Origin of the sequence: Cronobacter dublinensis subsp. dublinensis LMG 23823 (genome assembly GCF_001277235.1) — a bacterium.
In the GTDB taxonomy this organism is placed as follows: Bacteria; Pseudomonadota; Gammaproteobacteria; order Enterobacterales; family Enterobacteriaceae; genus Cronobacter; species Cronobacter dublinensis.
On record NZ_CP012266.1, the window covers coordinates 3949061 to 3963743 of the forward strand.

Consider the following 14683-nt stretch of genomic DNA (forward strand, 5'->3'; position numbering starts at 1 on the left):
ACGACGCAAGCTGAAAGGGGTATGACAAACGTTGGGTGATATTGTGGGGTTTTTTAACGCTTTTAATCAGTACCACTTGCACGGCATCCTGCGCAACCCTTTAAGAACAGGCATATTCACTGAAAATTGCCTTAATAACCCTAATTTATCGCGGTAATCAACTATAAGTTGATGTTATAAAAAGGATTACAAAATCGATCCAGAAAATAATACTTAACAGCAATTATTTTCCCTGAAAGATTCGTTTGATGAATTTTCATGCAGTTTCGGTAATGCGTGATCTGCCGCCCAAAAAGTAAACAAAGCTATTCGCAAGCCTGTTCTTAACTTTTGCGTGACATATCATTAACATCTAAAAGGAGAAAAAAGCCATGAGCCAAATCCATAAACACCCTATTCCCGCAACTATCGCGGAACGCTGCCTGATAACAACGGAACAGTACGAAGAGAAATATCAGCAGTCCGTGCATGACCCTGACGCGTTCTGGGGTGAGCAAGGTAAAATCCTCGACTGGATAACGCCCTACCAGAAGGTGAAAAACACCTCCTTCGCCCCCGGCAATGTCTCTATTAAATGGTACGAAGATGGCACGCTGAACCTCGCGGCGAACTGTCTTGACCGTCATCTTAACGAGCGCGGCGACCAGACCGCGATCATTTGGGAAGGCGATGACGCCACCCAGAGCAAGCACATCACCTATCGCGAACTGCATCGCGATGTCTGCCGCTTCGCCAACACGCTGACCACGCTTGGCATCAAGAAAGGCGACGTTGTCGCTATCTATATGCCGATGGTGGCGGAAGCCGCGGTCGCCATGCTCGCCTGCGCCCGCATTGGCGCGGTGCATTCGGTCATTTTCGGCGGCTTTTCGCCGGAGGCGGTCGCCGGGCGCATTATCGACTCCAGCGCCCGTCTGGTTATTACCGCGGACGAAGGTGTGCGCGCCGGCCGCGCGATCCCGCTTAAGAAAAACGTCGATGACGCGCTGAAAAACCCGGGCGTAACCAGCGTTGAACATGTGGTGGTGTTTAAACGCACCGGCGGCGCGATCGACTGGCATGAAGGGCGCGATCTCTGGTGGAACGAGCTGGTCGAGAAAGCCAGCGCGCACCACCAGCCGGTAGAAATGAACGCCGAAGATCCGCTGTTCATCCTCTATACCTCCGGCTCAACCGGCAAACCGAAAGGGGTACTGCACACCACTGGCGGTTATCTGGTGTATGCCGCAACCACCTTCCTCTACGCTTTCGACTACCATCCGGGCGATATCTACTGGTGCACCGCGGATGTTGGCTGGGTCACCGGTCATAGCTATCTGCTCTACGGGCCGCTCGCGTGCGGCGCGACCACGCTGATGTTTGAAGGCGTACCGAACTGGCCTTCCGCCAACCGCATGGCGCAGGTGGTGGATAAGCATAAGGTCAATATTCTCTACACCGCGCCGACGGCCATTCGCGCGCTGATGGCGGAAGGCGATAAAGCCATCGACGGCACCGACCGCTCGTCGCTGCGCATTCTCGGCTCGGTGGGCGAGCCCATCAACCCGGAAGCCTGGGAGTGGTACTGGAAGAAAATCGGCAACGAAAAATGTCCGGTTATCGACACCTGGTGGCAGACCGAAACCGGCGGCTTCATGATAACGCCGCTACCGGGCGCGACCGAACTGAAGGCCGGTTCCGCCACGCGTCCGTTCTTCGGCGTGCAGCCTGCGCTGGTGGATAACGAAGGCAACCCGCAACAGGGCGCTACCGAAGGCAATCTGGTGATCACTGACTCCTGGCCTGGTCAGGCGCGTACGCTGTTCGGCGATCACGAGCGCTTTGAGCAGACCTATTTCTCAACCTTTAAAAACATGTACTTCAGCGGCGACGGCGCGCGTCGCGACGAAGATGGCTACTACTGGATAACCGGTCGCGTGGATGACGTGCTGAACGTCTCCGGCCATCGTCTCGGCACGGCAGAGATCGAATCTGCGCTGGTGTCGCACCCGAAAATCGCCGAAGCCGCCGTGGTCGGCATTCCGCACAGCATTAAAGGCCAGGCGATTTACGCTTACGTGACGCTGAACCACGGCGAAGAGCCGTCGGCGGAGCTCTACAGCGAAGTGCGCAACTGGGTGCGCAAAGAGATTGGCCCGCTGGCGACGCCGGACGTGCTGCACTGGACTGATTCGCTGCCGAAAACCCGTTCCGGCAAAATCATGCGCCGCATTTTGCGCAAAATCGCCGCGGGCGATACCAGCAACCTCGGCGATACCTCAACGCTTGCCGATCCTGGCGTGGTGGAAAAACTGCTCGAAGAGAAACAGTCCATCGCGATGCCGTCATAACCGAACACCGCTTGTCGCGGCACCCTCTCCCCGGTGGGGAGAGGGAAAACCACCCTACCGATAATAACAACCCCTACCCTACTTCTGGAGACTGCGATGATGAATAACGATATTTGTCAGCAGATAGAGAACAGTGCGCCTTACAGGGAGTTAATTCATAAACGGCAACGGTTTGCCTTCACCCTTTCCATCATCATGCTGATTATCTACGTCGGCTTTATCCTGCTTATCGCCTTCGCGCCGGGCTGGCTTGGCACGCCGCTCTCGCCTGGCAGCAGCGTGACGCGCGGCATTCCGATAGGCATCGGAGTGATCCTGATTTCGTTTATTCTCACGGGCGTCTATGTCTGGCGCGCCAATAGCGAATTTGACCGCCTGACCCGTGCGGTGCTCAAAGAGGTGCAGTCATGATGAAAAGGCTACTTTTTCCGCTGCTGATGGCGCTGTCGCCTGCCGTCCTGGCGGATGCGCTCACCGGCAATGTCGAACGTCAGCCGACTAACTGGCAGGCGATTATCATGTTCCTCATTTTCGTGGCGCTGACGCTTGGCATCACGTACTGGGCCTCCAAACGCACCCGCTCGCGCAGCGATTATTACACCGCGGGCGGCAACATTACCGGCTTCCAGAACGGCCTGGCGATTGCGGGCGACTTTATGTCCGCCGCGTCTTTTCTGGGGATTTCCGCGCTGGTTTACACCTCCGGCTATGACGGGCTGATTTACTCGCTGGGCTTCCTGGTGGGCTGGCCGATCATCCTGTTTTTAATCGCCGAGCGGTTGCGCAACCTCGGGCGTTACACCTTTGCGGATGTCGCTTCTTACCGCCTCAAACAGCGGCCCATTCGTTTGCTCTCCGCCTGCGGCTCGCTGGTGGTGGTAGCGCTCTATCTCATCGCGCAGATGGTTGGCGCGGGTAAGCTGATTCAGCTGCTGTTCGGCCTTAACTACCACATCGCCGTGGTGCTGGTCGGTGTGCTGATGGTGATGTACGTGCTCTTCGGCGGTATGCTGGCGACCACCTGGGTGCAGATAATCAAAGCCGTGCTGCTGCTGTTCGGCGCAAGCTTTATGGCCTTTATGGTGATGAAGCATGTCGGCTTTAGCTTTAATAATCTGTTCTCAGAGGCGATGGCGGTACACCCGAAAGGCAGCGCGATTATGAGCCCTGGCGGCCTGGTGAAAGATCCGGTCTCCGCCCTCTCGCTGGGCCTCGGCCTGATGTTCGGCACCGCCGGTCTGCCGCATATTCTGATGCGTTTCTTCACGGTTAGCGATGCCCGCGAGGCGCGTAAGAGCGTCTTTTACGCCACCGGTTTTATGGGTTACTTCTACATTCTGACCTTTATCATCGGTTTCGGCGCCATCATGCTGGTGGGCGCGAATCCGGCGTTTAAAGACGCTGCCGGCGCGCTGATTGGCGGCAACAACATGGCGGCGGTGCATCTGGCCGACGCGGTGGGCGGCAATCTGTTCCTGGGCTTTATCTCGGCGGTCGCCTTCGCCACCATTCTCGCGGTAGTCGCGGGGCTGACGCTTGCGGGCGCTTCGGCGGTGTCGCACGACCTCTACGCCAACGTGTTCCGCAAGGGCGCGACCGAACGTGAAGAGCTGCGGGTCTCGAAAATTACCGTACTGGTGCTCGGCGTGGTGGCGATTCTGCTCGGCATTCTGTTTGAGAAGCAGAATATCGCGTTCATGGTGGGTCTCGCGTTCTCTATTGCCGCCAGCTGTAACTTCCCGATAATCCTGCTGTCGATGTACTGGTCGAAGCTGACCACGCGCGGTGCGATGATTGGCGGCTGGCTGGGTCTGCTGACGGCGGTGATCCTGATGGTGCTGGGTCCGACCGTCTGGGTACAGGTGCTCGGCCATAGTGCGCCGGTGTTCCCATATGAGTACCCGGCGCTGTTCTCCATTGCCGTGGCGTTTATCGGAATCTGGATCTTCTCCGCGACCGACAACAGCCCGGAAGGGAATCTGGAGCGCGAGCAGTTCCGCGCGCAGTTTATCCGCTCGCAGACCGGTCTTGGCATCGAACAGGGCCGCTCGCACTAAGCCTCTCCCCCGGCCATTGCGGCCGGGATCCTGACGCAGCAGCCAGTGTATATCAGGGCATTTGCACCGGCGCGGCGTCAGGGACGATAAAGAAAAACCGCCGGGCAGGCCCGGCGGTTTTTGTTATTTACGCTCCATCAGCAGCGCTTCCAGCAGGTCCATATCGTGCAGCATTTTCTGCAGCGTCTCGTTGCTTATCTGCCGCGTGGCGCGCAGGTGATACAGCTCGCCACGCTCCGCACGCAGCGCGGTCAGGCGAAAACGCCGCTCAAGGTTTTCCTCAAGCTCGCTGTTTTCGACGTCGTTGCGCCCGTCGGCGCGGCGGCGCAGATTGCCAACGACGCGCGCCGACACCTCTTTCAGCAGCTGATCGTCGATATTCTCTTCGGTATTGGCGGCCAGACGTTCTTCCATTTTCTGGATAGCCGTAATCGCCACTTCCGCCGTCACCGCGCGCGCCATGCGCTCTTCCTTATGCGCGAGGCCGTGGTCCGGCGTTTCGACCTGTTGCAGCAGAATAGGCAGCAGGACTACGCCGACAAACAGCGAGAAGAGGATCACGCCCGCGGCCAGGAATACCAGTTCGTAGCGCGCCGGGAACGGCGAACCGTCCGGCAGCAGCAGCGGGATCGAGAGCACACCCGCAAGCGTAATCGCCCCGCGCACCCCGGCGAACGACGCAACCAGCAGCTCGCGCGTGGTGTACGCGCCAAACGTCAGCGGTTTCTTCTTAAGAAAACGCAGGCTAAAGCGCTTCATTATCCACAGCCACAGGAACCGCACGCTGATCAACGCCGCGTAGATCAGGACGATATCCATGAACAACATCCAGGTTTCCACGTTCGGATCCAGTTCGGCGGCGGCGAGTGAGGTTTCCATAATCCCCGGCAGTTGCAGGCCGAGCATCAGGAACACCATGCCGTTAAATACAAACTCCAGCATCGACCAGACGCTGTTGGCGCGCAGGCGCATCGCCAGCGGCGCGGTGCGCATCACGCCGGAGCGGGTGATGGTCATCCCGGCGGCCACGGCGGCCAGAATGCCGGAGAAGCCGATATGTTCGGCAATCAGGTATGACGCGAACGGCAGCAGGAACAGCAGGACTATCTGCGTGGCGGGTTCATCGCCGCCCCAGCGGCTCAGCAGACGCAGCGAGCGGCCGTACAGCCAACTGACGGCGATACCAGCCAGCAGGCCGCCAATCGCCACTTTTAAAAACTCCAGCGACGCGCCGCCGACGGTAAAGACCATCGTGCCCATCGCGACCGCCACGGCGAATTTCAGCGACACCAGGCCGGAGGCGTCGTTCATCAGCGCCTCGCCCTGCAAAATCCCCATGATTTTCTTTGGAATGCGGCCTTCGCCGACAATGCCGGAGAGGGCTACCGCATCGGTGGGCGACAGAACAGCCGCGAGCGCGAACGCGGGGATCAGCGGGATACCCGGCACCATCCAGTAGATGAGAAAACCGATACCGACGACGGTGATGACCACCAGCGCCAGCGCAAGGCCGATGATTTCGCGGCCATGATCGAGGAATTCGCGGGTCGGCGTTTTCCAGCCGTCGGCAAACAGCAGCGGCGGAATAAACAGGACCAGGAACAGCTCGGGGTTAAAGTCAACGTGCAGACCGAACGTCGGCCAGGCCAGCAGCGCCCCGATGGCTATCTGCATCAGCGGCAGCGGGATCTGAAACGGCAGCATGCGGGTCACGACGCCGGAGAGCGAGACCATGAGGGTCATAATGAGGATGGTAAAGAAGATTTCCATGCGGTCTGTGCGGCTCCTTGTTATCTGTGATGAAAGACTCACCCCTGATAATAGAACATTGACGCGCCGGAAAAGGAACCAGGTTGTGCCGTGAGGGCAGCAAAAAGCGGGCCGTAGCCCGCTTCGTTAAAGAAATATTTAGATTGCCCAGCCGCCCGCGTAGAAAGCGACCAGCGCGATGGCGATAACGACAGTGCCGATATTGAGCTTGCGGAACTCGCCGGAAACGAGGCGGCCAATCACCAGCGACGCGAAACCGATCATGATGCCGGTGACGATGTTGCAGGTCAGCACGATGAATACCGCCGTGATAAGACCAGCCATCGCGTCAACGAAATCATTGAAATCGATTTTCGCGACGTTGCTGAGCATCAGCAGGCCGACGTACATCAGCGCCGGCGCGGTAGCGTAAGCCGGAACCAGGTAAGAGAGCGGCGAAAGGAACAGGATCAGCAGGAACAGCACGCCGACGGTGAGCGCCGTCAGGCCCGTTTTACCGCCCGCGGCGGTGCCTGCGGCGGATTCGATATAAACGGCCGCCGGCGCCGCACCCACCAGGCCTGAGAAGACGCTGGAGAGCGAATCGGTGGTCAGCGCTTTGCCGCCGTCGATAATCTGACCGTCTTTATCCAGCAGATTCGCCTGGCCTGCGACCGCGCGAATGGTGCCGGTGGCGTCGAATACGGCGGTCATCACCAGCGCCAGCACGCTTGGAATAACCACCGGGTCGAGCGCGCCCATGATATCAAGGCTGCCGATGAGCGAATTGCCGTGCTCATCGCTCAGTGACGGCATGGCGAACAGGCCGGTGAATTTCACCGCCGGGTCGAAAATCAGGGCAACGACAGAGATGCCAATAATGGTGAGCAGAATTCCGCCCGGCACTTTAAGTTTTTCCAGACCGATAATCACGGCGAGACCCACCAGCGACATGATAACCGGGAAGCTTGCGAAATGACCGAGCGCCACCGGCAGGCCGTCGAGCGGGTTCTTGATGACCAGGCCCACGCCGTTGGCCGCAATCAGCAGCAGGAACAGACCGATGCCGATACCGGTGCCGTGCGCCACGCCCTGCGGCAGGTTGCGCAGGATCCAACTGCGAATGCCGGTCGCGGAGATAACGGTAAACAGCACGCCCATCAGGAAGACCGCGCCTAGCGCGACCGGAACGCTGATGTGCTGGCCGAGCACCAGGCTAAACGCGGTAAACGCGGTCAACGAGATGGCGCAGCCGATGGCAAGCGGCAGGTTCGCCCACAGCCCCATGACGATGGAGCCAACGCCCGCGACCAGACACGTGGCGACGAACACGGCGGCAGGCGGGAAACCTGCTTTGCCGAGCATGCCCGGCACGACGATCACCGAATAGACCATCGCCAGAAACGTAGTGAGACCGGCAACAATCTCCTGACGGACATTGCTGCCGCGTGCGGAAATTTTAAAGAAGGCGTCGAGTGAACCGCCGTTACGCGCAGAAGGCGTAGACATAATAAGACATCCCCTGAAAGTAAGTTTTTATAGCTCGCGCGTGGCAAACAACCCACTGCGGATCAAACGTTAACTCCCTGCGTTCTGTTTGTGGTTTTGGAGTGACCACAAAAAGCAAACGTTTAACTCCACGCGCAAAAAACGGCAAAATTTTAAGGCAAACGATTATCCAGCGTTCGGACGGGGATTTTCAACAGAACTTTATGGCTTTTGGCAAAAACTTACGCTGGCTGATGAAGAATTCAGCACAGGCTGCGCAAACGATATCGTTGATGCGCAAAAAAGTGGCCTTCGGGTGAAGGCCATCAGGGTTAACCGCCAGGGATCTCCAGCGGGCCGCCTTTTTCGATAGCACGCTGCCAGGCCGGGCGCGCCTGCAGATTAGTGAGCCACGCGCGCAGCTGGCGGAATTCGCTGGCATCGCTACGCGCCAGCAGGGCGATAATCGGGAAGCTCATCTGGATATCCGCCATGCTGAAGCTCTGCCCCGCAAACCACGGATGCAGGGTCAGGTGATCTTCGATAAACCGCGTGTGCGTGGCTATCTGCTTATTGAGCCAGGCTTTCTGCACGCCCTGGCCGAGCGCTTTGCCGAGCGTGCGAAGGCCTATCGGCACCGGTTTTTTACCGAGGCTGCCGAACACCAGCTTCATCAGCAGCAGCGGCATCAATGAGCCTTCGGCGTAATGCAGCCAGATCCGGTACTGAATTTTCTCTTCGGCGTCCTGCGGCTTCAGGCGCTGCGCGGTGTCATACGTCTCCTGCAGATACTCCAGAATCGCGCCGGACTCGATAATTTTGTGGCCGTTATCTTCCAGCACCGGCGACTTGCCGAGCGGATGCACCTTCTTCAGCGCCGACGGCGCCAGCATGGTGGGCTCGCGCTGATAACGCACCAGTTCATAAGGCAGGCCCAGCTCTTCCAGCGCAAAAAGAATGCGCTGCGAGCGGGAGTTATTCAGATGATGGACCGTCAGCATGGCGTTTTCCTTTCGCTTTTCATTGCATTAACTATAGAGAATCCGCCGCGCTCGCACAGAATTTGTTTGCCCGACGTCTATTCGTCTTCCAGCAGCCGCGCCCCGCTGCCCTGCGCGCCGAGCCGGTCCTCGGGGTTGCGCAGCGGACAATCGCGGTGCGACAAACAGCCGCAGCCGATGCAGCCGTCCAGATCGTCGCGCAGGGCAGTCAGGGTTTTAATGCGCCGGTCCAGCTCCTCGCGCCATTGGGTCGAGAGCTGTTTCCAGGCCTTCGGGCTCAGGTTATGCCCTTCCGGCAGGACGCCGATGGCTTCGCCAATCGTCGCCAGCGGAATTCCGATGCGCTGGGCGATTTTAATGATGGCCACCTGGCGCAGCACGTCACGCCGGTAACGGCGCTGATTGCCGCTGTTGCGGGTGCTTTTGATTAACCCTTTGGTCTCATAAAAGTGCAACGCGGAGACCGCGACGCCGCTGCGCTTCGCCACTTCGCCGGGCGTCAGTAGCGATTTGATTCGGGGTGCTTTCTTTTCCATCAGGGGCTTTACCTCAAGTTAACTTGAGGAATTATACTCGCCGACCAGAAGAACAGCGAATCCATAACTGAGGAAGAGGACGGCTTATGTCACATCAGGAAATTATCCACGCCCTGACGCAATGGATTGATGAGCATATTGACCAGCCACTGAATATCGACGTGGTGGCAAAGAAGTCGGGCTATTCGAAATGGTATTTACAGCGGATGTTTCGCACCGTGATGCACCAGACGCTCGGAGAATACATTCGAAAACGTCGTCTGCAACTGGCCGCGCAGGAGTTGCGCACGACACGGCGGCCGATATTTGATATCGCGATGGATTATGGTTATGTGTCGCAGCAGACGTTTTCGCGTATCTTCCGTCGCCAGTTTGACCGTACGCCGAGCGATTATCGTCAGAGCGCCTGACGGTTAACGACGCAGTTATGCCAGCCCGGCATCGCCCGGGCGTCATCCTGTTGCAGCCAGGTGATAAACTCCTGCTGCGACAGCGCTTTTGAGAAGTGCCAGCCCTGACAATACTGCACGCCGCGCTTTAACAGCCAGGTCACCTGTTCGGCGGTCTCCACGCCTTCGGCGATGATCTTCAGCCGCAGACTCTGGGCCATATCGATAATATGTTCGGCAATCAAATGGCTGGTGCTGTTGGTGGTGAGCGTATCAATAAACGATTTATCAATCTTGAGAATATCGACGTTCAGCGAATAGAGGTTATGGAGGTTGGAATAGCCGGTGCCGAAATCGTCAATCGCAATCTCAAAGCCTGACTGGCGAAACGCCTGAATAACCGGCGTGGTGCGCGGCACGTCAATAAAGCCCCGCTCGGTCACTTCAATCTTGATTTGCTGCGCCCGCACGCCGTGCTGGCTATTTTTGCCTTCAATTAACGCAATCAGCCGTGACGAATGGAAATCAGACGCCGAAAGGTTAATAGAAATATAAATTTGCGGGTGCGTCGCTAAGAAATGCCCTAAGTCATTAAATAACTCTTCGACTACATAATCCGTCACCTGCGCGATCATTCCCGTTTTTTCGGCGAGCGGAATAAATTCCGCCGGGCTCATCACCTGACCGTTATAGCCAGGCCAGCGCAGCAGCGCTTCCGCGCCGACGCACATGCCGTGTTTGATATCCATAATGGGCTGATAATGCAGGCGCAGCGCACGCTTATGCAGGGCGCGTTGCAGTTGTCTGCTCGGTGAGTTAAAGCGGTTGCGGGTGCGCGTGCCGATAAATACCAGGAAGCCGCCCATCAGCAGCCCAAGCGGCAACATGACCGACATCTGACGCTGCCACGCCTGCCAGAACCAGGTGTCCGAGGTCGAGACGACAATCGCGATGGGGCGCTTGCCGGAAACGACAATCGACCAGAAACGGCCCTCTTTCTGGAAAACGGTTTGCGGCGAATGAACAAAGGGTGCCAGCGTTCGGGCCTCGACTTTTTCGCTAAGCGAAAAAAAGTCGCGAGTGACCGTATCATAAACGCCGTAAGACAACGTCGCGTCGTTAGATAATATTTCGCTAAACGAGAGCGGGTTAACCACTGCGACATAATTCCCTTTACGCAAGTAAATCATTTTATGACCAGAGAAAAACGGCGTGTCACGGTAATAATAGAAGGCGATATCCGGCGTGCGTGTGTAATTCGCCGGAGAGAGAATAAAAGGCTGATCAAACAGCGGCGAGCACAATAACTCATCGCCCTGCGCATAAATTAAATCTTCGACATAAATCTGGCCGCGAGAAATATCCAGCATATTGCGCTGATGCGCTGGCGAACATATTTCGCCCTGATATTTTTCGGCTTCATTACGGGCTTTTTCGACGTGACTTAACACCAGTTCGGTACGGTTGAGCACAAGCTGCGCGAAGGTATCGAGATGCTCGCGCGTTTCGTTGACAGCCCGATGGTGGGCGAGCCAAAGCGCAAGCATCACAGGCAGTAAGACCACCATGATTATGCCTGAGATTCGCAACGCCTGACGTCGTGCCCTGAAATTCATTATGGCCTCATATCCCTGCTTTCTGTGTCACATTTATTGCCTGATGAGACACGTCGCAAACAGGTGTTTACGTTGCATCAATCAGCAGGCATTGGCAATAGCCATTTCCGGTTATCAGGTCAATATTTCACGCGAAAGATTAAAATTTGCCGTAAGGAAAATACAGCATGGCGATTTAATTTTTCTTAAGTGAAATATTTGCGCTGATGCCGGCGCTAAAATTTATCAACCGCTTCTGAAAATGATTTAAGTTAAATTAATCGCGTCTGTCGAAAAAATGTACGACTGCGTTTTAGCGGCGCAGAAATGAAAATGTCCGCGTCGGTAAAAACTAATATGCGTTTTTTCTGTATTGCGTTCTTTCTGACCAGGTATCGTGTCCCGGGTCGTTGTCCCCGACTTTCTTCGCGACTTTTTTTCGACGAAGCGCAACTGCCGGACTGGCGAATAAAACAACAAATGTGATACAGTTCACACTTAGTGTGCAAGTTTGCAAACTTGCCGTCACGTTAAATCTTTACGCCGCGCCAGGCCCTTCCTCCCCCGGCCACCCGCGCGGCAGGTCGTTTTGAGGACAGGTTTCATGGCTACGCTTACCGCCAGCATGGTATTGATGCGCTGGCAACTTCTGGGTGCGGTTTTAATGTTTCTTGCCAGCACGCTTAATATTCAATTTCGCAAATCAGATTACCAGGCGCTGGCGGTGATCAGCAGCGGGCTGGGCATCGTCGCTTCCTGCGTTTTCGCAACCGGTCTGCTCGGGCTCAGCATCGACTTCCATGCCATCTGGCACAATATGAAAGACGTCATGGTGGAAGTGATGAGCCATACGCCGCCGGAATGGCCGATGGTCGTCACCTGATACCCACTCCCCGTACCATTTACGCCCCTGTACCAGGGGCGTTTTTGTTTATGCCGTTTACATACAGCCGGCGCAGCTGGTACAGCGCCAGTCCGCTTTATTGACTGCACGCCAGAAGGCGCGGTAGTAGCGCTCTTCAAGCGGAATGCCGTTATCGAAAAACCAGTCGGTCAGCCACTCGACATGCTCGACAATCCACTCATCCTCGTGCAGCCCGTCAGCGAACGTTTCATCTTCCGGATCGATAATTGAGTAGATCCCCCAGGTGTTCATCGCCTTTTCCTGCCAGTGTTCCGGCAGCGTGACCGGGCGGCCTTCAAACGTAATAATCCAGTGGCCGTGGCAGAGCAGATTGCCATTACGGCTCCAGGCGGCGGTAAACGGGTTAATGTCCTGTGTCATCGCTTGCGTTCCCTGTGTGAAATTCACCTGCGGGCGGCAACTGGCGCGCGCGTCAATAAACGCCGTCGCACAGGAAGGAGTCGCAAAGCATGGCACTTCGTCACCACCGGTAAAATGCTAACTAAGGGGTAACCGGGGGTTATTTTTCATTCATTTTTAACGGTTAATTAGCAGGTTAATCAGCGATAACCAGCCGGTTGCGGCCTTGCTGCTTCCCGGCGTACAGCATTTTATCGGCGCGATTGAGCGCCTTTTCGAACGCTTCGCCTTTGCCGAAGGCGCTGAGCGCCAGCGTCGCGGTCACTTCTCGCGGGTTTTTATCCGTCTGCCCCACCCACTCCTGAATACGCGCAAGCAGGCGCTCCGCCACCCGTTGCGCGTCCGGGAGCGACGTTTCTGGCATCAACACCAGAAACTCCTCTCCGCCCCAGCGCGCCACAATATCGCTCTCACGCACATTATCGGTAATCGCCCGCGCGATGCGCTGCAAAATCATATCCCCGTGGCTGTGGCCGCAGCTGTCGTTGATCGTTTTGAAATGATCGATATCCAGCAGCAGCAGCGCCACGTCATGGTTGCCAGACGCTTTGTCCAGTAGCGAAACCTGATGCATAAAGTGTCGACGGGTATAGAGATTCGTCAGGCTGTCGCGGCTGGCGGTATTAAAGAGGTCGAATTTCATCGTGTGCGTAAACTCGACCGAACGCAGCGTCGTGTACATCAACAGTCCAATCGCCATCACGGCGTTGGCGATACCGATACCATTAATGACCGATGGGCTTAACCCGGACGCCGTCCCTGTGTGTTCGCGCAGGGCATAGCCGACCGTGCCAAGCACCGCAATCGCCGCCAGAAACAACGCGCGCCGCACCGGCACCTGCTGAAAGCTGAACGACACAATCGGGATCAGCGAAAACACAAAGAGATAAAAATTACTCTCCCACCCCAGCAGCGCCGTGGTGGCTACCGCATGCGCCAGGATCTCCACGCTCATCAGAGTGCCGACGTAGAGATACCGGTAATGCTCTATCTCATTCAGACAGTGGATATACACTATCACGCTGAAAATATTAAAAATTGCGAGCGTCGGAATACTCATTGACAGAAAAAGAAAAATCAGCCCGACGTGAATCATCAACGCCAGCCAGACGATCGGAATAATGTGTTGCCAGTACTGGTCGGTCGCCTGGCTAAGAAGTTGGTCACGATCTCTTTCTGACATGGGCTAACCTGAAGTCGGGGCATCCCTGCCGGAAACGTATTGAGCGTCTGAATGCTTCATGAGAGCTATATCGGCAGCCGTGGGGCGAGATTTAGCCTCGCGGCGCGTAAAAGCGCTATGCCATTCATTTACGGCCTGTTTATATGGCCGGCTGGCGGCATGACTGCGGTGATGCGCAATGCATCACCCTGGCTTACCTGTGGGCGCGTTGGCCCCAGCACGCCGGTGATGGCCTGCCCGACGATATTGTTACACGAGACTCACGAGCAGCGTGGCGAGAAGAGAATGAGCGCGAAATGGCGGGTGCGCAATACGGTCGATGATGACTGTGGCGTGGCGGGAGAAAAGAAGCAAAGGGGCAAAGAAAAAGCCCTGCCGGAGGCAGAGCTTTTCGGTGCATGCTGACACAGGGCGCTCCCGAAGGAACGCGCGTAATCAGAACGGGATATCGTCGTCAAAGTCCATCGGCGGTTCGTTGGAAGGCGCCGGTGCCTGCTGCTGCGGGCGAGACTGTGCGCCGCCGCTGAACTGCGCGCCGCCACCCTGCTGCTGCGGCTGCTGAGGCTGACCCCAACCGCCCTGCTGCTGGCCGCCGCCCATGTTGCCGCCTGCCGGAGCGCCACCGCCCTGACGGCCGCCCAGCATCTGCATGGTGCCGCCGACGTTAACCACCACTTCGGTAGAATAGCGATCCTGACCGCTCTGATCCTGCCACTTACGGGTGCGCAGCTGACCTTCGATGTAGATCTGCGAGCCTTTGCGCAGGTATTCGCCCGCCACTTCCGCCAGCTTGCCGTACAGCACCACGCTGTGCCATTCGGTTACTTCTTTCATCTCACCGGTCTGCTTGTCGCGCCAGGATTCGGAAGTCGCCAGGCGCAGGTTCGCCACGGCCCCGCCGTTCGGCATGTAGCGTACTTCCGGGTCCTGCCCCAGATTACCGACGAGAATCACCTTGTTTACGCCTCTGCTGGCCATGATCGTGTCTCCTGAAAACATTTCTTAATAGTGTAAACATTCCATTCTACCAC

Annotated in this window: 15 protein-coding genes; 7 read left to right on the top strand and 8 right to left on the bottom strand. The window is 56.9% G+C overall.

Going from position 1 to position 14683, the window contains the following annotated elements; all coding sequences use genetic code 11:
• Positions 1-371 precede the first annotated feature (371 nt).
• The 3 genes from acs to actP all read left to right on the top strand — a co-directional run bounded on the left by acs (position 372) and on the right by actP (position 4387).
• Entirely contained in the window at positions 372-2330 is a 1959-nt protein-coding gene (acs, locus tag AFK67_RS18280) for an acetate--CoA ligase (protein WP_038870052.1), read from the top strand.
• Between the two features lie 99 nt (positions 2331-2429).
• Positions 2430-2741 carry a DUF485 domain-containing protein gene (locus AFK67_RS18285; protein ID WP_032966409.1) on the top strand — a complete coding sequence of 104 codons (312 nt, stop codon included), beginning with the start codon at positions 2430-2432 and terminating at the stop codon, positions 2739-2741.
• Complete coding sequence (gene actP, locus AFK67_RS18290; protein WP_007712053.1) at positions 2738-4387, top strand: cation/acetate symporter ActP; 1650 nt, start codon at positions 2738-2740, stop codon at positions 4385-4387. Before AFK67_RS18285 ends, actP begins: the two co-directional genes overlap by 4 nt.
• Before the next feature lie 123 nt (positions 4388-4510).
• Here the strand turns inward: actP and AFK67_RS18295 are convergent, their stop codons facing one another.
• The gene (locus AFK67_RS18295) at positions 4511-6157 is read right to left on the bottom strand and encodes a Na+/H+ antiporter (RefSeq protein WP_007712050.1); all 1647 of its coding nucleotides are present in this window, start codon (positions 6155-6157) and stop codon (positions 4511-4513) included.
• Between the two features lie 138 nt (positions 6158-6295).
• Positions 6296-7645 carry an NCS2 family permease gene (locus AFK67_RS18300; RefSeq protein WP_007712048.1) on the bottom strand — a complete coding sequence of 450 codons (1350 nt, stop codon included), beginning with the start codon at positions 7643-7645 and terminating at the stop codon, positions 6296-6298.
• 101 nt (positions 7646-7746) lie between these two features.
• Here AFK67_RS18300 and AFK67_RS18305 point away from each other — a divergent pair, with 101 nt between their 5' ends.
• Positions 7747-7944: a hypothetical protein gene (locus tag AFK67_RS18305; RefSeq protein WP_038884571.1), complete on the top strand. Its 198-nt coding sequence runs from the start codon at positions 7747-7749 to the stop codon at positions 7942-7944.
• A gap of 12 nt (positions 7945-7956) precedes the next feature.
• Here AFK67_RS18305 and AFK67_RS18310 read toward each other — a convergent pair whose 3' ends face one another.
• Both AFK67_RS18310 and soxR read right to left on the bottom strand, forming a co-directional pair.
• A complete protein-coding gene (locus AFK67_RS18310) occupies positions 7957-8625 on the bottom strand; it encodes a glutathione S-transferase family protein (RefSeq protein WP_007712046.1) in 669 nt (222 codons plus the stop codon).
• A gap of 77 nt (positions 8626-8702) precedes the next feature.
• Positions 8703-9161: a redox-sensitive transcriptional activator SoxR gene (soxR, locus tag AFK67_RS18315; protein WP_007675616.1), complete on the bottom strand. Its 459-nt coding sequence runs from the start codon at positions 9159-9161 to the stop codon at positions 8703-8705.
• An 86-nt stretch (positions 9162-9247) separates the two neighbouring features.
• Here soxR and soxS point away from each other — a divergent pair, with 86 nt between their 5' ends.
• Positions 9248-9571, top strand: a complete 324-nt coding sequence (gene soxS / locus AFK67_RS18320; RefSeq protein WP_004386206.1) for a superoxide response transcriptional regulator SoxS — start codon at positions 9248-9250, stop codon at positions 9569-9571.
• Here the strand turns inward: soxS and AFK67_RS18325 are convergent.
• A complete protein-coding gene (locus AFK67_RS18325) occupies positions 9559-11166 on the bottom strand; it encodes a cyclic di-3',5'-guanosine monophosphate phosphodiesterase PdeC (protein WP_144421365.1) in 1608 nt (535 codons plus the stop codon). The genes soxS and AFK67_RS18325 overlap by 13 nt on opposite strands.
• 583 nt (positions 11167-11749) lie before the next feature.
• On the opposite strand from AFK67_RS18325, the gene AFK67_RS18330 reads away from it, so the two are divergent.
• The gene (locus AFK67_RS18330; RefSeq protein ID WP_007712039.1) at positions 11750-12028 is read left to right on the top strand and encodes a YjcB family protein; all 279 of its coding nucleotides are present in this window, start codon (positions 11750-11752) and stop codon (positions 12026-12028) included.
• A 57-nt stretch (positions 12029-12085) separates the two neighbouring features.
• Here AFK67_RS18330 and AFK67_RS18335 read toward each other — a convergent pair whose 3' ends face one another.
• Together AFK67_RS18335 and AFK67_RS18340 are read right to left on the bottom strand one after the other, a co-directional pair.
• A complete protein-coding gene (locus AFK67_RS18335) occupies positions 12086-12430 on the bottom strand; it encodes a PM0253 family protein (protein ID WP_007712037.1) in 345 nt (114 codons plus the stop codon).
• 175 nt (positions 12431-12605) lie between these two features.
• The gene (locus AFK67_RS18340; protein ID WP_007712032.1) at positions 12606-13652 is read right to left on the bottom strand and encodes a GGDEF domain-containing protein; all 1047 of its coding nucleotides are present in this window, start codon (positions 13650-13652) and stop codon (positions 12606-12608) included.
• Between the two features lie 51 nt (positions 13653-13703).
• Here AFK67_RS18340 and AFK67_RS18345 point away from each other — a divergent pair, with 51 nt between their 5' ends.
• Entirely contained in the window at positions 13704-14057 is a 354-nt protein-coding gene (locus tag AFK67_RS18345) for a hypothetical protein (RefSeq protein ID WP_032966405.1), read from the top strand.
• Positions 14058-14087: 30 nt separating this feature from the next.
• Here AFK67_RS18345 and ssb1 read toward each other — a convergent pair whose 3' ends face one another.
• The gene (ssb1, locus tag AFK67_RS18350; RefSeq protein WP_007702264.1) at positions 14088-14630 is read right to left on the bottom strand and encodes a single-stranded DNA-binding protein SSB1; all 543 of its coding nucleotides are present in this window, start codon (positions 14628-14630) and stop codon (positions 14088-14090) included.
• Between the last annotated feature and the right edge of the window lie 53 nt (positions 14631-14683).

Excerpts from the sequence above, each read along its gene's own strand:
- AFK67_RS18340 (WP_007712032.1), bottom strand. The coding sequence starts at position 13,652 with ATGTCAGAAAGAGATCGTGACCAACTTCTTAGCCAGGCGACCGACCAG.
- ssb1 (WP_007702264.1), bottom strand. The coding sequence starts at position 14,630 with ATGGCCAGCAGAGGCGTAAACAAGGTGATTCTCGTCGGTAATCTGGGG.
- AFK67_RS18300 (WP_007712048.1), bottom strand. The coding sequence starts at position 7,645 with ATGTCTACGCCTTCTGCGCGTAACGGCGGTTCACTCGACGCCTTCTTT.
- soxS (WP_004386206.1), top strand. The coding sequence starts at position 9,248 with ATGTCACATCAGGAAATTATCCACGCCCTGACGCAATGGATTGATGAG.
- AFK67_RS18285 (WP_032966409.1), top strand. The coding sequence starts at position 2,430 with ATGAATAACGATATTTGTCAGCAGATAGAGAACAGTGCGCCTTACAGG.
- soxR (WP_007675616.1), bottom strand. The coding sequence starts at position 9,161 with ATGGAAAAGAAAGCACCCCGAATCAAATCGCTACTGACGCCCGGCGAA.
- AFK67_RS18325 (WP_144421365.1), bottom strand. The coding sequence starts at position 11,166 with ATGAATTTCAGGGCACGACGTCAGGCGTTGCGAATCTCAGGCATAATC.
- AFK67_RS18335 (WP_007712037.1), bottom strand. The coding sequence starts at position 12,430 with ATGACACAGGACATTAACCCGTTTACCGCCGCCTGGAGCCGTAATGGC.
- acs (WP_038870052.1), top strand. The coding sequence starts at position 372 with ATGAGCCAAATCCATAAACACCCTATTCCCGCAACTATCGCGGAACGC.
- AFK67_RS18310 (WP_007712046.1), bottom strand. The coding sequence starts at position 8,625 with ATGCTGACGGTCCATCATCTGAATAACTCCCGCTCGCAGCGCATTCTT.
- AFK67_RS18330 (WP_007712039.1), top strand. The coding sequence starts at position 11,750 with ATGGCTACGCTTACCGCCAGCATGGTATTGATGCGCTGGCAACTTCTG.
- AFK67_RS18345 (WP_032966405.1), top strand. The coding sequence starts at position 13,704 with ATGCTTCATGAGAGCTATATCGGCAGCCGTGGGGCGAGATTTAGCCTC.
- actP (WP_007712053.1), top strand. The coding sequence starts at position 2,738 with ATGATGAAAAGGCTACTTTTTCCGCTGCTGATGGCGCTGTCGCCTGCC.
- AFK67_RS18295 (WP_007712050.1), bottom strand. The coding sequence starts at position 6,157 with ATGGAAATCTTCTTTACCATCCTCATTATGACCCTCATGGTCTCGCTC.